We start from the raw sequence: 20,902 nt of genomic DNA on the forward strand, positions 1-20,902 counted from the left end.
CCGGCCTAGATCAACCCCACTTGACCGCGAGGATCTCGTAGGCCTTGGAGCCGCCGGGGGCGACGACTTCGATGCTGTCGCCAGCTTCCTTGCCGATCAGCGCGCGGGCGATCGGCGAGGAGATCGAGATGCGGCCGGCCTTCACGTCGGCTTCCTGGTCGCCGACGATCTGGTAGGTCTTCTCTTCTTCGGTGTCTTCGTCCATCAGCTTGACTGTCGCGCCAAACTTGATCTTCGAGCCAGACATCTTCGAGAGGTCAATGACCTCTGCGCGGGCTATCAGGTCTTCCAGTTCGCCGACGCGGCCCTCATTGTGGCTCTGTGCTTCCTTGGCGGCGTGATATTCCGCATTTTCGGAAAGGTCGCCATGAGCGCGCGCCTCGGCAATTGCCTCGATGATGCGCGGACGCTCTTCCTGCTGACGCCAGCGCAGCTCTTCGCTGAGCTTTTCGAAACCGTTCTGCGTCATCGGTACTTTGTCTACCATTTCCTCTTCCTTCGTCTTCATGGCCGCGAGCGCGGGCACAAAAGAAAACAGGTTCCGAAGCAAAGCTGCGGAACCAGTCACAAATCACGTTACGGCAGACTATAGCAGAATGCTTTGCGCAATTTCCAGAGTTTTCGTCGGGCGCCTCCGAAAGCCGACCTGACGGCGAGAAAAATCAGCGAAATCAATGACCATGGTGCCCGGTGGACGCAATGTCGCAAGGCGGAAACTTGACCATTGTCACGGGAACGTATAGGGAACATTCCCATGAAGAAGTCGCTCAAAGAACGTCTCGCCATTCTCTCCGATGCCGCCAAATATGATGCGTCCTGCGCGTCCAGCGGGACGACCAAACGTGACTCGTCCGCCTCTGGCGGTCTCGGCTCGACAGAGGGGTCGGGCATCTGCCATGCCTACGCGCCTGACGGCCGCTGTATCTCGCTTCTGAAGATCCTGCTCACCAATTTCTGCATCTATGACTGTGCCTATTGCATCAATCGCTCTTCGAGCAATGTCGAACGGGCGCGGTTCACGCCGGACGAGGTCGTCTGGCTGACGATCGAATTCTACCGTCGCAATTACATCGAGGGTCTGTTTCTCTCCTCCGGGATCATCAAGTCCTCGGATGATACGATGGCCGAAATGGTGAAGATCGCCAGGGACCTGCGCACCAAGCACGAGTTTCGCGGCTATATCCATCTGAAGACCATCCCCGAGGCATCCGCGCATCTGGTCGAGGAGGCGGGGCTTTATGCCGATCGCCTGTCGATCAATATCGAGCTGCCGACCGATCACGGGCTGGAGCGCTATGCGCCGGAGAAGCGTCCGGTCAACATCCGCCGCTCGATGGCGGATCTGAGGCTGAAGATCGACGAGGCGCGCGAGCCGACGCTCACCGGACGGCGCAAGAAGTTCGTGCCCGGCGGCCAGAGTACCCAGATGATCGTCGGGGCTGACGGCGCCAATGATGCGACGATCCTGGGCTCCAGCGCGCGGCTCTACAGCAGTTACGGGTTGAAGCGTGTCTACTACTCCGCCTTCAGCCCGATCCCCGACAGCTCGAAAAACCTGCCGCTGATCAAGCCACCCCTGATGCGCGAGCATCGGCTCTATCAGGCGGACTGGCTTTATCGTTTCTACGGTTTCTCGGTCGAGGAGATTTCGTCGATCGGGCAGGGCGGCATGCTCGACCTTGAACTCGATCCGAAGCTTGCCTGGGCGCTGGCGAACCGCGATCGTTTTCCGGTTGATGTCAACAAGGCGGATAGGGAGACGCTACTGCGTGTCCCGGGTTTCGGGACGAAGACTGTGAACGGCTTGCTCTCGGCCCGCCGTCATCGGCGCGTGCGGCTCGAGGACCTGACGCGTCTCGGTGTGTCGCTCAAGAAGGTACGGTCCTTCATCGTCGCCGAGGGATGGTCGCCGAATCGCAGCCTCGATCGGACCGATTTGCGAGCGGTGTTTGCGCCGCCGGCCGAGCAGCTGTCGCTATTCTGATGCGAACCGTCACGCTCGAAGGGCGAGGGGCGTTCGACGAGTGGCGCGATGCTGCACGTTCGCTCCTGGCTGATCGGGTGACACCCGATCAGGTTCGCTGGCAGCTTTCTGGCGAGGGGGGCGATCTCTTCGGCGCGATGCCGCCAGAGACCGGGCCTGTCGATGTGCCTTCCGGGATCGTCGTGCCGAAGGGCTTCATGGAGGCGGCGGAGGCGGCGATCTGCCATACGGATCCGGCTCGATTTTCACTTCTCTATCGCATTCTCTGGCGGCTGCAGGCGGAACGCAGCCTTCTGCAGGTTAGCTCCGATCCTGACGTCTCGGACCTCATCCGCTTGATCAAGAATATCAGGCGCGACAGCCACAAGATGAAGGCCTTCGTGCGGTTCCGCGAAGTCGAGGGTGTGCAGGCTGGACGGCGGCGTTTCGTTGCCTGGTTCGAGCCGGAGCATTTCATAGTGTCGCGCACTGCCGGCTTCTTCCAGCGGCGCTTCACCGACATGGACTGGCTGATCGCGACGCCGAAGGGCTCGGCCGCGTGGAACGGGCAGGAGCTCAAGACGTCGCGCGAGCCGGCCGCCCGGCCGGAAGCGGAGGATGAGACCGACGAGCTCTGGCGCACCTATTTCGCCAATATCTTCAATCCGGCGCGGTTGAAGATCAAGGCAATGCAGTCGGAAATGCCGAAGAAATACTGGAAGAACATGCCGGAGGCCTCGCTCATTCCGGACTTGATTGCGGGTGCGGAGCGGCGGGTCGCCGAGATGGCAGAGCGGCAGGCGAGCCAGCCGCCGGCCTTTCACGAGCGGCTACAGGCGCAGTGGCGTGAACGAGAAGACGAGGAGGCGTCGGTCAATCTGCCGCCGCTCGAACGGCTGCGGGAGGAAGCGGCTGGCTGCACGCGCTGTCCGCTGCATTGCCATGCGACACAGACGGTGTTCGGCGAGGGGCCAGAGGATTCGGAGATCATGTTCGTCGGGGAGCAGCCCGGCGATACCGAGGATCTGGCGGGAAAGCCGTTCATCGGTCCGGCTGGCCAGGTCTTCGATGAGGCCGTGGCGGCGGCAGGGATCGACCGAACTCAGGTCTACGTCACCAATGCCGTCAAGCATTTCAAATACGAGCGGCGCGGCAAGCGGCGGATCCACATGCGTCCGGAAGCCGGTGAGGTGGCGCATTGCCGCTGGTGGGTCTCAAAGGAGATAGAGATCATCAGGCCGCGCATCGTCGTGGCGCTCGGCGCGACCGCCTATCTGTCGCTGACAGGTGAGAGCCGGCCGATCGCCGAGGTGCGGGGCATGCCGATCCCGATGCAGGACAACCGAATGCTGCTTGTCACGACGCATCCAGCGGCGATCCTCAGGATGCTCGACGAGGATCTGAAAGCGCGCAGCCTAGATGCCTTTCGGTCGGATCTTCAAGGCGTGCGGCGGCTTTTCGACACGCTGCCAGCCCTTTGACGAGGTGCTTCTGTGGCCGTCGATGTGGCTTTCTTCGACTGCCGTTCGCACATACACATCGGTCGCAATGGCGGCGAGCAGGAGGAGCGTCGCCGTCGCCAGCGCGCAACAGAGTGCGAACCCGCCGGCAAAGCTGTCGCGCGCCATGCCGATCCAAGGGGCGGCTTCTTTTCCCGTCTTGCGGCGAACTCTCAGCGCTGATCGACCGGGCTCCCGCGACTGCCGGAGTGGCCGCCGCTCGCAATCTCTCCCTTTAATCTTCCGTTCATGTTCGGCTCATGCAGCTTTCAGCTTCGCGACCCATCTTCATGCCAACGCACTGGGATGGTCCCAGCGTCGCCAATGAGGTTAAGAAATGTTCAGATTTGCCGTTTCGACATTTGCTGCTGTGATGATTGCCTTCTCCGCCCAGGCGGAGATGCCGGTCAAGGCAACGATCATCGACAGCACCATCACCCAGGCCCAGGTCGAGGCCGCCCAGGTTGCCTGGGGCGACGCGCTCGTGAAGATCGCCACGGATTACAAGGACGGCGGCATCGACAAGGCCAAGGCAACGGCCAAGGCGGTGATTGACGGAGCCTATGGCTATAACCTCGGCCCGGTGCTGTTCAAGCCGACTCTGACCGTCGAGCCGCAGACCTTCCGGCCGACGGCCGAAGGGGCGCTCGCCTATTTCGTCGGCCATGACCCGAACTACCCTGCCGATACCGGCTTTGCGCTGAAGGGCTGGACCTCGGTCAAGATCGAGAATTCGGCAATCTTCATCAGCGGCAAGACTGCGCAGACCATTGGCAAGGTCCATATCTCCGATGCCGAAGGCAAGGTCACCACAGTCGACAAGACCTGGGGCTATCAGCTTGACGATGCCGGCAATCTGCGGATCGTCCTGCATCACTCCTCGCTGCCCTATACCGTCAACTAACACTTCCGATCAGCAAACCTCAGCCTGTCTGGTTGTGTTGCGCGCCCCTGAGCACTCCTCAGGGGCGCGTCGCCGTCAGGCGATAGCCTAGGCCCCGGATGGCAGTGATTTTCACATCGGGGTCCAGACTGGCAAGCTTACGCCGAAGCCGGCTGACATAGACGTCGACGACATTGGTCAGCGGATCACGATCGGCCGCCCAGACCCGCGCCAGAATGCGTTCTCGGCTGACCGTTGCCCCGGCCTGTGCGGCCAGCAGTTCGATCATTGCCATTTCCAATCCACTGAGCAGGACCTCGCCAGTTGCGCTGCGCAGACCCGGCAGTTGCCGATCCAGGGTAATCTGACCAATCTGCAAAAGCTTGGGCGCAGTGGTGGCCTTTGTCCGACGCATCAGCGCTTCAATTCGGGCCAGCAATTCATCGAAATCAAAGGGTTTGGCCAGATAGTCATCGGCCCCGCGTCGCAAGCCATCAGCGCGCTCCTGGCTTTCTCCCATGGCGCTCAACATCAGCACCGGGACCTGGTGGTTGCGCTGGCGTAGCATCTGGCAGAGGCTCAATCCATCGAGTTCCGGCAACATGACATCAAGAATGACAACACCTGCCAGGTTCTCCGTCGCGCAGGTGCGGGCAAAAGTCTCGGCGGCGGCCAGGCCCTCGCGGCCGTTTCGGATCCAGGTGACGGTATAGCCTTCGGCCTGCAGGCCGCGCTGCAGAAAATCGGCAACCCGGACATCGTCCTCAATCAGCAGAATGTTCATTGAGGCTCCTCATCCGTCAATGGCGGCGACAGCGGCAGGGTCAGGCGTGCAAGCGTGCCGGTACCCTGTGGCGATTCCAAGATCGTCAGGCTGCCGCCCTGGGCCTCGGTTAACTGCCATGCGATGGCCAGACCAAGTCCGAGACCATCGGGTCTGTGCGTGCGGGCCTTGCTTGAACGCCAGCCGCGATCAAAAACATGGGGCAGGTCTTCGGCGCTGATGCCGATGCCCTGGTCGATGATGTCGATCTCAATACGCTCAGCCGCGGCTTTCGTGACGCTTACCTGGACCTCGCCACCGGGATGCGAATAGCGGATGGCATTGTCGATGAGGCAGACCAGAACCTGGCGGAGCCGGTTGGGATCAGCCTCGACCACATCCTTTGGCAGAGGGTCCGGCCCTTTGAGCTGAACGGCCCGTTCGGCCGCCATGGCGCCGGCAGCCTCCAGGGCCGCATGAAGTACCTCACCAAGTACCAGCTCTGAACTCTCGATCACCGGCCGGGCCTTCGGATCGCGCACCAGCACCAACAGATCCTCGATCAGGTGGCCCATCTGGCGCGAGACCGTGACGATCCGTTCCAAGGCGGAACGATAGGCGCTGCTGTCAGGATTTTTCTGTCTAAGGGCCACTTGGGCTTCACCGCGGATCACGGTGACCGGGGTGCGCAGTTCATGGCCGATATCGGCAAGCAATTGGGCACGTGCCCCTTCCGATGCCGCAAGTTCATCCACTGTGCGGCTGAGTTCGGCGGTGCGGGTGGCTACCTGCTGTTCAAGCTCAATCCGGTCTTCGGTGGCGCGGTTGCGAGACTGTTCAACCTCACCCGCCATGCTGTTCAGCTGGTCGCCGAGGTGGCGGAATTCGAGATCGCGAAAGCGTTGAAAACGATAGGAGAAATTGCCCTTTTGATAGGCGCTCAAACCCTGTTCCAGCTGTTCCAGCGGTTGACGGAAGCGGCTGACCAGAAAGGTGGCGAGGACAAAGGTGGCAAACAGTCCAAATCCGCCGGCGAACAGAAAGAGCTGGCGTGCGGTGGCCAACCCGGCATTGGCCCGCGTCCGCTCCGCCTCCAGCGCCATTTCCTCGGCGACAAGCGCCTTTTTCAGGGCCTGGGCCGGCGAAATCCCCTGTACCTGGCCGAACTGGATATCGACCTCGGCCATACGCGAGACCGTGGGCGAGGGGGATGTCAGCAGGGACGCTGTCTCCAGCTTGAGGCTGGCGACGACCTCCTTCAGAAAGGCAAGAAGCTTTGTTCTTTCTTCATGCTCCACGAGGTTCTTGTGGCGAGCGCGATCCATGTCCCGCGCCAAACCGGCCTTCTCCGCCACCCGTGCTATCAGGCCATCCATGCGCTCGAAGATTGCGCTGCGCTGGGCGGGGTCTCCGGGTTCATTCAGCAATCTGCGGAAGCTCCAGTTACGAAGTGCCGCCTTTTCCAGATCGAAACTGAGGAGTGCTGAATAAATGTCGTGGGCAATCCGCCCGCGCTCTACGCGGTACTGGGATTCGTTCAGCACATACCAGCCGGCGAAAGCAAGGATGACAGTTGGGATGGCCAGACCCAGAAAGGCCAGCCGCAGCTGGGTCACATAACGCAGGGATAGGTCAAGTCGTGTGCGTTTCATCGTGCGCCGCTGTCATGATTTGAGACGAGGTCATTCTTCTCTAACCGGGCCGCGCGCCGCCGGCATCCTTTTTTCTGCTGGTGAGAGCGGTTGGAAGGTGGCTTTGAGTGCCGCACGGCAGTGGGAAATGTCGCCGCAAGAAGCCACCGCTCAGCAAGCACCTTGCGCCGACCGAAGCGGCCGCCCAACGGGTGTCGAGAAAGCCGGCGACCATCAAGCTGGAGATGTCGTCGATCCGTAAAGGCTCGGTGGGCGAAGGATCGAGGTCGGGTCGCGATCGCTGGCATGCCGAGAAACAGGACCAAGAGGTCCATTGATAGATCAAGGAAGGCAATCGACAGGATTAAGAGGCCGATCAAATGTTGACGGGTTGCGAACTTGGCCTCTTTAGAGACCGAGGTCAGCCTCTAGTCGGTCGAAGTTCTGATGGTTGGCGGCGGCGATAAAGCGCTCGATTTCGCGGTTTTCCGGCGTGTCGTCAAACTGCATAAGCCAGGTCATGCGTGTTCCCTCGGCCTCAGTGGCGAACGTCACTTCGAGCGTGAAGACATGCATCGGCTCATGGTGGAGCGCCAGGATCCTTGACGGCGGTTCTATCACCTGAAAGGTCCAGTGATTGGCAAAGCCGGTGCCGTCGGAATTGGTCATGGTGACCAGCCAGTCACCGCCGGGCGAAAAGTCGAAATGGGTGATTTCGTTGGTGAAGCCGTGCGGTCCCCACCAGCGGGCAAGGGTTGCCGGATCGGAAAAGGCGGCGAAGAGGGTTTCGGCCGGAACGTCGAAGATGCGTTCGGTGACAATGTGCAGCTTTTCCATCAAAAACCTCCAGACGATCACAGCTTGCCAATGTGGGAGGCTTCGCGTTTAACACGTGGCAGACCCGGCCGGATAGTCTCGCGACATGGCAGGGTTCAGGAGGGGTATTTCAGTTGCATTCGACATTCGTACTGACCGCCATCGCCATGCTGGCCTTCGCCGCCAATTCGCTCCTGGCGCGAGAAGCGCTGGGGACAGTGTCGATCGAGGCCGCGGGCTATACCGCTGTCCGGATCGTCTCCGGCGCGCTTGTGCTTTACGGCCTGATGCGACGCGGGCCGCTTCAGTCTGCATCGGTCGACAGACGCCTGCCGGGGGACTGGTGGGCGGCTGCGGCTCTTTTCGTTTATGCCATCGCATTCTCCGCGGCCTATCTTTCGCTTGGTGCTGCGACCGGGGCGCTGATCCTCTTTTCTTCCGTCCAGGCGAGCATGCTGGCCTTCGGACTTTTCAAGGGCGATCGGCCAAGCCTGCGGGAGGTGATCGGGTTTGCGATCGCTTTCGGCGCCTTCGTCTATCTCATCCTGCCCGGCGTGGGACGACCGGATCTCGTTGGCAGCCTGTTGATGATCGCCTCGGGCATGGCCTGGGCTGTCTATACGCTGCGCGGTCGAGGCTCACGCGATCCGATCGGCGAGACCGCCGGCAATTTTGTACGAGCTTCCGTCTTCTGCCTGCCGCTGGCGGGTTTTGCGCTGCTTTACGAGACGGCGACGCTCGCGGGCATCCTTCTTGCACTCGGCTCTGGCATCGTTGCCTCCGGCCTAGGCTATTCCATCTGGTACAGGGCGTTGCGCGGGCTCACCACCTTCCAGGCGGCGCTCATTCAGCTGTCCGTCCCGGTGATTGCGGCGCTCGGTGCCATCCTTTTCCTCAACGAGAGGCTGACGCTGCATTTTGTAGTGGCGGCAGCTTTCGTCATTGGCGGCATCGCCTTCGCCATCCTCGCCAAGCAGAAGCGGCAAGCCTGAACGCGTCGAGATTCGGCTTGGTCAGTTGAAGAATGCGAGCAATCCCGAAATGACCGTTGCCCCACCGATGGGCGCGATGAACAGCAGGATGATGTTTAACCCGACTATCCAGGCCAGCGCCTTCTGCTGGCGCGGTGTCAGTGGCTGCGGCCCCCGGCTCGGTGGTGGCTCTGGCGGCGGCGTATAATTCTTGAGATCGAGAAACATGACGGGAAGCCTGCCTCCAGTGCCGGACCACTATCATCAACCGGATAATAGATAGGCAGCAGTCACGCTTTTCCAGCGTTGACTTCGTCCTTAAAGCAAAGATTATCCTGATATCTTCAAGGGCTCAAGCAGCATCTTCGAGTGCAGCGGCCGGCAGATTGGCGCGTGCATTGAGCACTTCGAGACCGACGATACGACCATCGCGGTCGTAATCAAGCATGATGCCTTCGGAGACCTCTTCGCTCTCCAGGACCGGTTCCGTGGAAAAACGAATATAGGCAGCGTCGGCAGCTGCATCATATTCCAGTCTGGGCTTCATCTCGGCATCCGTGCGTTGCGATCGAGAAACGCCGTTATGATACGGATTTCTGTTTCGCTTTCCAAGCAGATTACCCGCAAGATGCGGTCTTCGCGTTCAGGAATACGGCCAAATCGTCGTTCCGTCGGTAGGCCTGATGGATCGCTTTCAGACCAATCTGGATTGCGAACCGTTCGCTCTATCCAGTCGAATTCGAGCTGCCGCTCCAATATCACCGTTTTTGCGTGCGCGGTGAAGTGGAGCGGCTTGCTCATTTGGTGCGCCTCAGAAGTAGCTCTGAAGCGGGCGAACCTCGAGCTGGCCGCTCTTCAGCGCCCGGATGGCTTCGGCGGCCGCCAGGGCTCCTGCCATGGTCGTGTAGTAGGGTACCTTCTGCATCAGGGCGGCGCGGCGAAGCGACTTCGAGTCCGAGATCGCCTTGTTGCCGTCGGTCGTGTTGATGACCAGCTGGACCTGACGGTTGCGGATGGCGTCCTCGATATGTGGACGTCCCTCAAGCACCTTGTTGATCTTGATCGCGTCGATGCCGTTTTCGGCGAGGAAGCGCTGCGTGCCGCCCGTTGCCATGACCTTGAAGCCGATCTGGGTGAGGATCTGGATCGCGGGCAGGACGCGGGCCTTGTCCTCGTCGCGGACCGAGACGAAGACCGTGCCATCTCGCGGCAGTTCGACGGATGCTCCGAGCTGGCTCTTGGCAAAGGCGAGCGCAAAGTCCGTGTCGAGGCCGATGACTTCGCCGGTCGAGCGCATTTCCGGGCCAAGCAGCGTGTCGACGCCGGGGAAACGCGCGAACGGGAAGACGGCTTCCTTGACTGCGATGTGCTTCAGGTTGCGCGGATCGGGCTTTTCGCCATAAGCGGCGATCGCGTCGTCGAGCTTTTCGCCGGTCATGATGCGGGCGGCGATCTTCGCGATCGGGGCGCCGATGGTCTTGGCTACGAAGGGCACCGTGCGCGAGGCGCGCGGGTTCACTTCGAGAACGTAGATCACGTCGTCCTTTATGGCGTACTGGACGTTCATCAGGCCGCCGACATTGAGCGCCTTGGCCATGGCGGCCGTCTGGCGTTCCAGCTCGTCGAGCGTTGCCTTGGAGAGCGAACGCGAGGGCAGCGAGCAGGCGCTATCGCCCGAATGGATGCCGGCTTCTTCGATATGCTCCATGATGCCGGAGACGAAGACATTCTCGCCGTCGCAGAGTGCGTCGACGTCGACTTCGATGGCGTTGGTCAGGTAGCTGTCGAAAAGCAGCGGGTTCTTGCCAAGCAGGGTGTTGATCTGGCCGGTCTTGTCGTTCGGGTAGCGCTGCTTGATATCCTCAGGCACGAGACCCGGAACCGTGTCGAGCAGGTAGGACTGCAGCATCGATTCCGAATGGATGATCTGCATGGCGCGGCCGCCGAGCACGTAAGACGGGCGCACGACCAGCGGGAAGCCAATTTCGGAGGCGACGAGGCGTGCCTGCTCGACCGAGTAGGCGATGCCGTTGTTCGGCTGGTTGAGGTCGAGCTTCATCAGGAGCTTCTGGAAGCGGTCGCGGTCTTCGGCGAGGTCGATCATGTCGGGCGCGGTGCCGAGGATCGGGATACCATTCTTTTCCAGCGCTTCGGCAAGCTTCAGCGGGGTCTGGCCACCGAACTGGACGATGACGCCAACGACTTCACCCTTTTCCTGCTCTGCGCGCAGGATCTCGATCACGTCTTCGGCCGTCAGCGGCTCGAAATAGAGGCGATCGGATGTGTCGTAGTCGGTCGACACGGTTTCCGGGTTGCAGTTTATCATGATTGCTTCAAAGCCGGCATCCTTCAGCGCGAAGGCGGCATGGCAGCAGCAATAGTCGAACTCGATGCCCTGGCCGATACGGTTCGGGCCGCCGCCGAGGATGACGACCTTCTTGCGGTCGGAAACCTCTGCTTCCGAGCGAAGGGCGCCGACGAAGGGCGTCTCGTAGGTCGAATACATATAGGCGGTCGGCGAGGCGAATTCGGCCGCACAGGTGTCGATGCGCTTGAAGACCGGGCGCACGCCGAGACCGTTGCGGAGTTCCGCGACTTCTTTCGGACGCTTCCCGGAGAGCGAGGCGAGGCGGGCATCGGAGAAACCCATGGCCTTCAGCATGCGCAGGTTTTCGGCATCTTCCGGCAGGCCATGCTCGCGCAAGCGGGCTTCCATGTCGGTGATTGCCTTGAACTGGGCGATGAACCAGGGATCGATCTTGCAGCCTTCGTGGACTTCTGCCTCGGTCATGCCGAGGCGGAGCGCCTGGGCGACCATCCGCAGGCGGTCGGGCGTCGGCGTGCCGATGGCGGCGCGGATGGCGTTCTTGTCGTCGGCGCTGCTGCCATTGGCGCCAAGGCCGGGGATCTCGATTTCGTCAAGGCCGGTGAGGCCCGTTTCGAGACCGCGCAGCGCCTTCTGCAGGGATTCCGCAAAGGTACGGCCGATCGCCATGACTTCGCCGACGGATTTCATCGCGGTGGTCAGGACAGGTGAGGCGCCGGGGAATTTCTCGAAGGCAAAGCGCGGGATCTTGGTGACGACGTAGTCGATCGAGGGCTCAAACGAGGCGGGCGTTGCGCCGCCGGTGATGTCGTTTTCGAGTTCGTCGAGCGTATAACCAATAGCCAGCTTGGCGGCGACCTTGGCGATCGGGAAGCCGGTCGCCTTCGAAGCGAGAGCGGACGAACGCGAGACGCGCGGGTTCATTTCGATGACGACCAGGCGGCCATCGGCCGGGTTGACGGCGAACTGGACGTTCGAGCCGCCGGTTTCAACGCCGATCTCGCGCAGAACCGCGAGCGAGGCGTTGCGCATGATCTGGTATTCCTTGTCCGTCAGCGTCAGCGCCGGGGCAACCGTGATGCTATCACCAGTGTGGACGCCCATCGGATCGATGTTCTCGATCGAGCAGACGATGATGCAGTTGTCCGCCTTGTCGCGGACGACCTCCATTTCATACTCCTTCCAGCCGAGGACCGATTCTTCGATCAGCACTTCGGTGGTGGGAGAGGCGTCGAGGCCGGAATTGATGATCTCGTAGAATTCCGAGCGGTTATAGGCGATGCCGCCGCCGGTGCCGCCCATGGTGAAGGACGGGCGGATGATGGCGGGCAGGCCGACATGGTCGAGCGCCTGGGCGGCAATCGCCATGGCATGACCCATGTAGCGCTGCTTGCGGTCGGTCTCGCCAAGGTTCCACTGGTTCTCGAGCTCGTCGAGGGCCTTGTCGAGCTCGGCGCCCGACAGCTTTGCCTTCAGCTCGTTGCGGGCGGCTTCATGCGTCTTGCGGTCGGCATCCTTGATCTCGGTCGCGTTGGCGAGCATCGACTTCGGGGTTTCGAGCCCGATGCGGGTCATGGCTTCGCGGAAGAGGGCGCGGTCTTCTGCCATGTCGATGGCAGCGGGCTTGGCGCCGATCATCTCGACATTGTACCGGTCGAGAACGCCCATGCGCTTCAAGGAGAGCGCGGTGTTCAGCGCCGTCTGGCCGCCCATGGTGGGCAGCAGCGCATCGGGGCGCTCCTTGGCGATGATCTTGGCGACGACTTCAGGCGTGATCGGCTCGACGTAAGTGGCGTCGGCGAGACCCGGATCGGTCATGATCGTGGCCGGGTTGGAATTCACCAGGATGACCCGGTATCCTTCTTCCTTCAGCGCCTTGACGGCCTGGGTGCCGGAATAGTCGAACTCGCATGCCTGGCCGATGACAATCGGCCCCGCGCCGATGATGAGGATGGACTTGATGTCTTGGCGCTTGGGCATGGGCTCTATCCGTTCTTTGACCTGCGCGAAAAACCGGCCTGGGTGAGGGAGGTCACCGGCCGGGCGCAGAGAGATGGTCTTTTCAGGCTAGAAGCGGCTTATAGGGAAATGTTGGCCGGGAAGGAACCCTATATTTGCACCGTCCGACAGGAAAGTTGGGGAGGGATCGAGAGACGGTGTCAGCCGCACTGTCAACGCCCTCGTCCCTCGATATCTATGTGACCTGATCCGCCGGTTGGGCCTCGGTCTGCTGTCGAATGATCGGCGCGCTTACTTCAGCCAGTCTTCTCACGAACCAGAGTGCCGCAACTGCAAGGATCGCTCCGGCGATCACATCGACAAGATAATGACCGCCATGAGTTAGAGTTGAAACCACCATGCCTGTGTTCAGGACCAATATTGGGTATCGCAACCAGGGTATGGTCCACAGGCTGACGGCGCAGATGACGGCAGTTGCTGTGTGCACAGATGGAAAAGTCAGAATGCCCTGGGCCTTGTCCAGTGAGAATACGAAGTGCATTTCGTCTCGAACTGCGTGGAACTGCTCAAGAAATGCAAAACCAAACTGGGGGTTGATTGCCTGCAACATCGTTCCATCGATCCCGTAGGTTACATTTGCGGCAACCGCCGGGAACCAGATCGATATCAAGCATGCAGCAAAACAGACCAGAGCGTAGCTGAGTACGAGGCCGAAACCGCGTGCTGCCTGCCCGCACATGACGAGGATCAGGGGCAACAAGATCAGCTGGAATGCAAAGGAGGCATAAGCCTGCATAAGCAGCCACGCCATCCAAGGGTGAGTGTCGATCCATAGGATAAATGCTGCCCCGTCAAAACCCAAAGCTTGATCTGCAGAGGCCAGGAGTTCATCGGCGAGCGGCAAGCTAAGCGATGTAGCTAGGTAAGAGGCAATAAGTCCGAGGATCGAAAGGGCCACGCCGATGGACAGGATTTCCATGACCAAAGACCATCGTGTGAAACCCCGCTTTGCACATATGATCGCGGTCACGATCAGGATGCCGAGACTTATTGCTGTTGGCCGGAATGAGCTGTAATCCAACACTATCTTGGACTGAGATAAGAGCGCCGCAACTGCAAGGCTGCTCGCCAGCATGACGAGCAACAGCCATCCACGAAGGTTCGCTGTCTCGCGCGTGAACATAGCCTGCCTCCGTGGCTCCAAAGGCGTACAGTGTGTGCGGAGAAAATCTTAAGATTGCGTTGGCGACATAGCGTCGGCCCGGGAAACGGTGCTGTCGTCACATCAAGTTCATGACCCATTGGTATCTGACGGCGCTTTCAACCGAGGTTATTCAACTTGCGCGCCGATCTCTCCTCTTTCCCCGCATATCTTCATTTCGCATCGCTCAGCCATAGTCCCGACCCTACCCCCCATCTCGGGCAACGCTACGACACCGCCGGCACCTTCCTTCGCGAACGCGGCAACACCGTCGTGTGCCACCTCGTCGAGGGGTCCGAAGCGGCGGCTGCGATCACCGATGCACGTTCGCGGTTCACGCAGATGCCCGGCGCCGACAAGCTCGCCTTCACGGCCGCCTCCAGCCTGCACATGACCCTCTTTCAGGGGATCATCGAGACGCGGCGGGCGCTGCCCTACTGGCCGTCAGACGTGCCGGTGGAAACGCCAGTCGACGACATGACGGGGCTCTTCATCGATCGCCTGGCGCGCTTCGAGCCAGGTGACACCTTCGCCGTGGAGGTGACGCATGCCACCCCGAATGGCCTGACGCTTGATGGTGTGACGGAACGCGACCGGGCAATCCTGAAAGACTGGCGGAACCGCCTGGCGGATCTGCTCGGCTACCGGCATCCGGATCACGAGACCTATGTCTTCCACATCACCTTCGCCTACATGATCGAGCGCTTCGACGATCAGACCATGGCGGCCTGGGTGACGTTTCTCGACGAAGTCACAACGGAGATCCGTCGGCGTGCGCCGGTGATCGAGCTTCGGGCACCGGCATTCTGTGCCTTCGACGACATGAACCACTTCGAAGAGCTTCTCGTCTTCGAGCCGAAGTGAACCGCAAAGCGGAAACGAAAATGGCGGGCCGGAGCCCGCCATCCCTTGCATCAGGACGAGCCTGCGCGATCAAAATTCTTCCCACTCGGCGCCACTCGGGGCGGGCTTCGCGCCCATGGCCGAGGCGATCTTTCCGGCCAGCGCACGCGCCGGGGATGTTACCGGACGGGCGGCTTCGCTGACAGGCGACGGACGGGCAGGAGGCGCTGAGCGGGTGTGGATCGAAGCCGGCGCGCTGTGGGGCCGTAGCGCATGAGTTGCTGCCGATGCGTGCGGGGTGGAGCCGAGATTGAACTGGGCGAGGCGGGCCGAAAGGGCCTGCACTTCCGACACGAGGGTGTGGGACGCGGCATTGGTTTCCTCGACCATGGCGGCGTTTTTCTGGGTGCCCTGGTCCATGATGTTGACGGCCGAGTTGATCTCGTGAAGGCCGGTCGACTGTTCGCGTGCGGCCTCGACGATCGCATGGACGTTGGTGTTGATCTGCTGCACTTCGGCGACGATGGCCGAGAGGGCTTCGCCGGTCTGGTCGACAAGCGAGACGCCGTGCTTGACCTGTTCGCCGGAGGCCGTGATCAGGGTCTTGATTTCCTTTGCGGCATTGGCGGAGCGTTGCGCAAGCTCGCGGACTTCCTGGGCAACGACGGCAAAACCCTTGCCGGCTTCGCCTGCGCGAGCTGCCTCGACGCCTGCATTGAGCGCCAGCAGGTTGGTCTGGAAGGCGATCTCGTCGATCACGCCGATAATGTTGGAGATCGACTGTGACGACTGTTCGATGGCGCTCATCGCATCGACCGCGGAGCGCACGACCTCACCGGAGCGTTCGGCGCTTTCCTTGGTGCGGCTGACCTGCTGGCCGGCTTCTTCGGCGCGCTGGGTCGATTCCTTGACGGAGCGGGTGATCTGCGAAAGGGCCGCGGACGTCTCCTCGACGGAAGCCGCCTGCTGTTCGGTGCGGCGCGCCAGATCGTCGGCTGCCGAGCGGATTTCGTTCGAGCCGTTCTCGATGGTGGTCGCGTTGTCGCGGAACGAGATCATCGCGGCGCGCAGCTTCTCGATCGAATCGTTGAAGTTGCCCCTGATTTCGTCGAGCGCCGGCGAGAAGGCCTTGTCGAGCCGAACCGTCATGTCGCCATCCGACAGGCGAGCGAGCCCGGCGCGCAGTTCGTCGACGACGAAGCGGATTTCCTCTTCGCGGGCCTTGTGCCCCTTGGAGCGTTCGACGCGTTCGACTTCTTCGAGCTCGTAGCGGGCTTCCGCCTCCTTCTCGAGCGCGACCTTCTTGCGATTGCTCTCCAGGAGGACGGCGAGCGAGCGGGAGAGATCCCCCAACTCGTCCTGACGGTCCTTGTCGGTCAGTTCGACGTCGAGGCGGCCGGCAGCAATGTCGGTGGTCTGGCCGATGACGCGATTGATGCGACCGATGAAGCGGCGGGCGAGCAGCCAGCCGACAACAATGAGGATGGTGGTTGCGCCGGCTATGATGAGAGCGGAGGTCCAGAGGGTCTCCGTCAGGACACCGAGCACGGTTGCGCTCGGGACGGCGACCACGACGTTCCAGATGGCGCCGGGGAAGGGTTCAATCGGGACTGCAATGGCCATGCGCTCGATGCCGTCCTTGTCGATCATGGTGCCGACCGAACCCGGTGACTTCAGCAGGCTCTCCCATGCGGTTGCGTTCAGACCGCTGTCCTTCAGCGCCTTGCCCATGGCCGCCTTGTCCGGATGGCTTACAAAGGCGTTGGCGGACGACAAGAGGGCGATGTAGCCGTCGCCAAGAGGGCGCTTTGCCCCGAGATCGGCAGCCGTCTTGTCGAGGTCGATATCGGCGCCGACATAGCCGAGTGCCTTGCCGTTCTCCATCACCGGGATCGAGATCGTGGTCATCAGGACGTCCTTGCCGTCGACCGGGTAGACGTAGGGTTCGAGCAGAACCGTTTTTCCTGTCGTAACGGGCAGGATGTAGTAGTCGCCGGCGCCTGGCTTGTCATAATCGACGAGCACGTCGCTCTTGATCGTTCCACCCGACCTGTAGATGTAGGGCATGAAGCGGCCGGTCTGATCGTGGGCCGCTTTGCCGACGAAGTCTGCATCCTTCCCGTCGAAGGCGTTCGGTTCCCAGCCGCTCGAAACGCCGATGGCGCCGGGGAAGCCTTCCAAGGTGGTCGTCATGACGGCCATGGCTGTGTCGCGGTCGGCCAGTCCCTTGGCACGCAGGGCGGCAATCGAGGCTTCCATGCCAACGACCATCTGGTGTGCGACGCTGAGCGTCTTGTTCACCTCTGCTGCGGCCTCTGACGCAGCTGTCTGCATCTTGTCGATACCGGCGCCACGGATCGTACCATAGCTGACGCCCACCACTGTCGCGGCAACGCCGATGGTCGTCACGACGCCGAGTGCCACCGTCGAGAAGATGTTCCTGCTGGTTGCAGATTTGAATAACATGGGCCGTTCCCTCATGAGCCTATGACTTCGTTGCGGCAAACAGCGTCCACCGCGCCGGTGTTGTTCCGGCCTTTCAGGGTGAGATTACCCCTGCATGGTTAAGTAGGTGTTTATATTCGGGTGGGCCGCTAGATCCGATCTTGCTTGATCGGCGTGTGGTTTGACCGGAAGGTGAGGGCCATCAAACGAGTCGGCAGTGGGGGAGTGAAAGTGTTCAGGGAGTATGCTGACTTCGACGGATTGGCGCTGGCCGACCTGATCAAGCGCAAAGAGGTTTCGGCTGGCGAGGTGCTTGAGGCGGCGGTAACGCGGATCGAGACGGTCAATCCGGAGCTGAATGCGGTTGTCCGACCGCTTTTCGATCGGGCGCGGCAGCGGGTCGCGAAGGGATTGCCGGACGGCCCGTTTTCCGGTGTTCCGTTTCTGGTGAAGGACCTCCTGGCGCAGATTGACGGTGTGCCGACGGGCAATGGCAATCGGCTCTGGGCAACGCGGGTCGCAGAGGGCAATAGCGAATTGGTGAGCCGATGGGAGACGGCCGGCCTCGTCATCGCCGGGCGCACCAACACGCCTGAGTTTGGCCTGACACCCTATACCGAACCAGGCGCCAATGGCCCGACACGCAATCCCTGGGATCTCACGCGCACCCCAGGCGGCTCATCGGGCGGATCGGGTGCGGCGGTAGCCTCCGGCATGGTGCCGATTGCGTCGGGTGGCGACGGGGGCGGGTCTATCCGCATCCCGGCGTCTGCCTGTGGCGTCTTCGGCATGAAGCCGACGCGCGGACGAACACCGGCCGGACCCTTCATCGGCGAGGCCTGGTCCGGTTTTGCCATCGAGCATGTGCTGACGCGCTCGGTGCGCGACAGCGCCGCTGTCCTTGACGCGACGCATGGAGCGGATCGCGGTTCGCCTCATCCGCTGCCGCCGCAGGAAGGCACATTCCTTGACGCCTGCCAGCGCGCGCCCGGAAAGCTGAAGATCGCGGTGTCGCGCCAGTCGATGCTCGGCAAGGCCGTGGCGCCGGAGGTGGTGGCTGCCTTCAATGATACGGTGAAGCTTCTGGCTGATCTCGGTCACGAGGTGATCGAGGCGGCGCCTCCTGTGGAGCGCGACGCCTTTTCCATGGCCTTCCTGACGGCTCTTGCCGGGGAGCTGCGCGCCGACATCGAGTTCACGGCGAAGACCTTCGGGGTAAAGATCCGTCCCGGCGACTACGATGCATCCTCCTTTGGCACGGGGCTCCTGGGCGAGGGTTTCACCGCGTCCGACCTGATCACCGCGCATCGCTATCTCACGCTGTCGGCCCGCTCCATCCTCGGTTTCTTCGAGGATTTCGATGTGCTGATGACGCCGGTGCTTTCGACCTTGCCGGTCAAGATCGGCGCCCTGCAGCCGAGCGCCATCGAGAAGAAGCTCTTGACGGTACTCGGATATGTCGGCGGCGGCAGGCTGTTGAAGAAGCTCGGGATTGCCGAGCAGCTGGCTGCCCAGACCTTCGAGTTTATTCCCTGGACACCTGTCTTCAACGTCACCGGCCAGCCGGCCATGTCGGTTCCAACAGGCTGGTCGCCCGAGGGCTTGCCGATCGGGATGCAGTTCGTCGGTCGTTTCGCCGACGAAGGCACGCTGTTTGCGCTTGCCGGCCAGCTCGAGCAGGCGGCACCCTGGAAGGACAGACGCCCGCCGCTCTGACCGCCCCGCTTACAGGCCGGGCACGACGAGCACCTTGACCTCGCCCGGTTGCGGCGGATTGCTGACCACATCGGGCGCATCGTCGAGCGAGACCTTGCGCGAGATCAGCTTCTCGACCTCGATTTTGCCCGAGGCGATCAGGTCGGCTGCGCGGCGGTGGGTGAAGGGGTTCAAGAAGGAGGTGACCAGCTTGACCTCGCGGAAGAGCAGGTCGAAGGGCTCGATCGCCACTTTTTCCCCTTGCGCCATCACACCGAGGATGACGGCGGTGCCCCCCGGACGGACGAGCTTCGTCGCCTGAATGACCGTTTCGCCGACGCCTGCGCATTCGAGGACAACGTCCACGCCGCCGGGAACGAGACCGGTCTCGCCGGAGATCTGCATGACGACATCGCCTGCGGCAGGGTCGACGCTGGCGGTTGCGCCGAGCTCTTCGGCGAGCTTGCGGCGGGCGGCCTGACGGGTCACGAGGATGACCGTGGCTGCGCCTGCCAAGCGGGCGAGCTGTACCGTGAGGAGGCCGATGACGCCACCGCCGAGCACGACAACAGAAGAGCCGGCCTTGATCTCGGCGAGATCGATGCCGTGCAGGCAGCATGCAAGCGGTTCACAAAAGGCGCCGTGCATCGGGTCGAGGTCTGGCGGCAGGAGAAAGGCCTGACGGTGTGGAACGACCACATAGTCGGCGAAACCGCCGTCGCGGTGAATGCCGATGGCTCTGAGGTTCCGGCAGAGATTTACCCGGCCGTTGACGCAGTGGCTGCAGCGACCGCAGGCGATGTTCGGGTCCCCCGTGATGCGATCACCGAGTTTGAAGCCGGTGACGGCGCTGCCGATCTCTTCGACAATGCCGCTGAATTCGTGGCCGAGGGTGACCGGTGGCGTGCAGGGGAATTCACCGTGGTAGAGATGCCGGTCGGTGCCGCAGACGCCGCAGGCTTCGACGCGCACCAAGATATCGTCCGGTCCGGCCTTTGGCTTTTCCACCTCCCGTGTGAAAAGCTGGCCCGTCGCCTCCAGTCGCATCGCCTTCATCAGTCACTCCTCCCAAAGCATTGTCTGCCTTTGCAGATTTGCATGCAGGATCAGGGCTGCCAAGCCGTCAGCGCGTGCGATCTGTCTTCCCATCACCGACAAAGTTGAGCTGTCAGCCTCGACGGCGGTCGGGCTGGTCGCTAGACAGTTCAAGCAACGACAATCAAAGGGCCGTCTCTGATGATCACCGTCCACTATCTCGACAACTCGCGCGCCCACCGCATTCTCTGGCTGCTCGAGGAGCTTGGCCTCGACTATCAGGTCAAGGTCTATCATCGGACGAAGGAATACCTCGCGCCGAAGGAGCTGAAGGCGGTGCATCCGCTCGGCAAGTCGCCGGTCATCGAGGATGGGGGGCGCGTTGTCGCGGAAAGCGGTGCGATCATGGAATATCTGATCGAGACCTATGGCGGGGAGGGGTTGCGGCCTGCCGCCGGCACCGAGGAGCGGCTGCGCTATCGATACTGGATGCATTATGCCGAAGGATCGGCCATGCCGCTTCTGGTGATGAAGCTGATCTTTGCGCGCATTCCGGGGCAGGTGCCCTTCTTCATCCGGCCTGTGGCCAAAATGATCAGCCAGGGCGTGTCGCGCAAACTGCTCGACCCGCAGCTCTCCGACCATCTAGACCTCTGGATCAACGAAGTCGGCAAGGACGGCTGGTTCGCGGGTCGGGAATTTTCGGCCGCTGATATCGCCATGAGCTTTCCGGTCGAGGCCGGTCTGACCCGAATCGCCGGGGGCAAGGATGTGAGCGTGCTGAAAGGCTGGATCGAGCGGATCCGCGCGCGACCTGCCTATCAACGCGCGCTGTCGCGGGGTGGGGACTACGGTTACGCCAAGAGCTGAAA

Annotated in this window: 18 protein-coding genes; 7 read left to right on the forward strand and 11 right to left on the reverse strand. The window is 61.7% G+C overall.

The features are described from left to right. Window positions 1–10: 10 nt before the first annotated feature. A complete protein-coding gene (gene greA / locus SJY08_RS04790; RefSeq protein ID WP_054151746.1) occupies window positions 11–487 on the reverse strand; it encodes a transcription elongation factor GreA in 477 nt (158 codons plus the stop codon). A gap of 267 nt (window positions 488–754) precedes the next feature. Between greA and SJY08_RS04795 the strand changes: the two genes are divergently transcribed. The 3 genes from SJY08_RS04795 to SJY08_RS04805 all read left to right on the forward strand — a co-directional run bounded on the left by SJY08_RS04795 (window position 755) and on the right by SJY08_RS04805 (window position 4,366). Then, window positions 755–1,984, forward strand: a complete 1,230-nt coding sequence (locus SJY08_RS04795; RefSeq protein WP_054151544.1) for a putative DNA modification/repair radical SAM protein — start codon at window positions 755–757, stop codon at window positions 1,982–1,984. Further along, window positions 1,984–3,444 (forward strand): UdgX family uracil-DNA binding protein, encoded by a 1,461-nt coding sequence (locus tag SJY08_RS04800; protein WP_377274866.1) that lies wholly within the window; start codon window positions 1,984–1,986, stop codon window positions 3,442–3,444. The genes SJY08_RS04795 and SJY08_RS04800 overlap by 1 nt, the downstream gene beginning before the upstream one ends. Window positions 3,445–3,799: 355 nt before the next feature. Further along, window positions 3,800–4,366: a phosphoribosyl-AMP cyclohydrolase gene (locus tag SJY08_RS04805; RefSeq protein ID WP_054151546.1), complete on the forward strand. Its 567-nt coding sequence runs from the start codon at window positions 3,800–3,802 to the stop codon at window positions 4,364–4,366. A 58-nt stretch (window positions 4,367–4,424) separates the two neighbouring features. Here SJY08_RS04805 and SJY08_RS04810 read toward each other — a convergent pair whose 3' ends face one another. The 3 genes from SJY08_RS04810 to SJY08_RS04820 all read right to left on the reverse strand — a co-directional run bounded on the left by SJY08_RS04810 (window position 4,425) and on the right by SJY08_RS04820 (window position 7,576). Continuing rightward, window positions 4,425–5,129 carry a response regulator transcription factor gene (locus tag SJY08_RS04810; RefSeq protein WP_054151547.1) on the reverse strand — a complete coding sequence of 235 codons (705 nt, stop codon included), beginning with the start codon at window positions 5,127–5,129 and terminating at the stop codon, window positions 4,425–4,427. Next, the gene (locus SJY08_RS04815) at window positions 5,126–6,724 is read right to left on the reverse strand and encodes an ATP-binding protein (protein WP_377274867.1); all 1,599 of its coding nucleotides are present in this window, start codon (window positions 6,722–6,724) and stop codon (window positions 5,126–5,128) included. Before SJY08_RS04815 ends, SJY08_RS04810 begins: the two co-directional genes overlap by 4 nt. Before the next feature lie 423 nt (window positions 6,725–7,147). Beyond that, the gene (locus SJY08_RS04820; protein ID WP_377274868.1) at window positions 7,148–7,576 is read right to left on the reverse strand and encodes an SRPBCC domain-containing protein; all 429 of its coding nucleotides are present in this window, start codon (window positions 7,574–7,576) and stop codon (window positions 7,148–7,150) included. Window positions 7,577–7,689: 113 nt separating this feature from the next. Between SJY08_RS04820 and SJY08_RS04825 the strand changes: the two genes are divergently transcribed. Continuing rightward, a complete protein-coding gene (locus SJY08_RS04825) occupies window positions 7,690–8,547 on the forward strand; it encodes a DMT family transporter (RefSeq protein WP_083229699.1) in 858 nt (285 codons plus the stop codon). 21 nt (window positions 8,548–8,568) lie between these two features. On the opposite strand, the gene SJY08_RS04830 is transcribed toward SJY08_RS04825, so the two are convergent. The 5 genes from SJY08_RS04830 to SJY08_RS04850 form a co-directional block, all read right to left on the reverse strand. Next, complete coding sequence (locus tag SJY08_RS04830; RefSeq protein ID WP_054151550.1) at window positions 8,569–8,754, reverse strand: hypothetical protein; 186 nt, start codon at window positions 8,752–8,754, stop codon at window positions 8,569–8,571. A gap of 124 nt (window positions 8,755–8,878) precedes the next feature. Next, entirely contained in the window at window positions 8,879–9,073 is a 195-nt protein-coding gene (locus SJY08_RS04835) for a DUF2283 domain-containing protein (RefSeq protein ID WP_054151551.1), read from the reverse strand. After that, window positions 9,070–9,327 (reverse strand): DUF4258 domain-containing protein, encoded by a 258-nt coding sequence (locus SJY08_RS04840; protein ID WP_083229700.1) that lies wholly within the window; start codon window positions 9,325–9,327, stop codon window positions 9,070–9,072. The genes SJY08_RS04835 and SJY08_RS04840 overlap by 4 nt, the downstream gene beginning before the upstream one ends. 10 nt (window positions 9,328–9,337) lie before the next feature. Further along, window positions 9,338–12,832, reverse strand: a complete 3,495-nt coding sequence (gene carB, locus SJY08_RS04845; protein ID WP_377274869.1) for a carbamoyl-phosphate synthase large subunit — start codon at window positions 12,830–12,832, stop codon at window positions 9,338–9,340. A 214-nt stretch (window positions 12,833–13,046) separates the two neighbouring features. Continuing rightward, window positions 13,047–13,994 carry a phosphatase PAP2 family protein gene (locus tag SJY08_RS04850; RefSeq protein ID WP_377274870.1) on the reverse strand — a complete coding sequence of 316 codons (948 nt, stop codon included), beginning with the start codon at window positions 13,992–13,994 and terminating at the stop codon, window positions 13,047–13,049. A 156-nt stretch (window positions 13,995–14,150) separates the two neighbouring features. On the opposite strand from SJY08_RS04850, the gene SJY08_RS04855 reads away from it, so the two are divergent. Further along, window positions 14,151–14,876, forward strand: a complete 726-nt coding sequence (locus SJY08_RS04855) for a DUF1868 domain-containing protein (RefSeq protein WP_377274871.1) — start codon at window positions 14,151–14,153, stop codon at window positions 14,874–14,876. 69 nt (window positions 14,877–14,945) lie between these two features. Here SJY08_RS04855 and SJY08_RS04860 read toward each other — a convergent pair whose 3' ends face one another. Next, window positions 14,946–17,321: a methyl-accepting chemotaxis protein gene (locus SJY08_RS04860; RefSeq protein WP_377274872.1), complete on the reverse strand. Its 2,376-nt coding sequence runs from the start codon at window positions 17,319–17,321 to the stop codon at window positions 14,946–14,948. Window positions 17,322–17,531: 210 nt separating this feature from the next. On the opposite strand from SJY08_RS04860, the gene SJY08_RS04865 reads away from it, so the two are divergent. Then, a complete protein-coding gene (locus SJY08_RS04865; RefSeq protein WP_377274873.1) occupies window positions 17,532–19,016 on the forward strand; it encodes an amidase in 1,485 nt (494 codons plus the stop codon). Between the two features lie 9 nt (window positions 19,017–19,025). Here the strand turns inward: SJY08_RS04865 and SJY08_RS04870 are convergent, their stop codons facing one another. Further along, window positions 19,026–20,051, reverse strand: a complete 1,026-nt coding sequence (locus tag SJY08_RS04870) for a zinc-dependent alcohol dehydrogenase family protein (RefSeq protein ID WP_153762488.1) — start codon at window positions 20,049–20,051, stop codon at window positions 19,026–19,028. Between the two features lie 180 nt (window positions 20,052–20,231). Here SJY08_RS04870 and SJY08_RS04875 point away from each other — a divergent pair, with 180 nt between their 5' ends. After that, window positions 20,232–20,900: a glutathione S-transferase family protein gene (locus SJY08_RS04875; RefSeq protein WP_054151558.1), complete on the forward strand. Its 669-nt coding sequence runs from the start codon at window positions 20,232–20,234 to the stop codon at window positions 20,898–20,900. Window positions 20,901–20,902: the final 2 nt, after the last annotated feature.

Origin of the sequence: Rhizobium sp. R86522 (assembly GCF_042466255.1) — a bacterium.
Taxonomy (GTDB): domain Bacteria; phylum Pseudomonadota; class Alphaproteobacteria; order Rhizobiales; family Rhizobiaceae; genus Allorhizobium.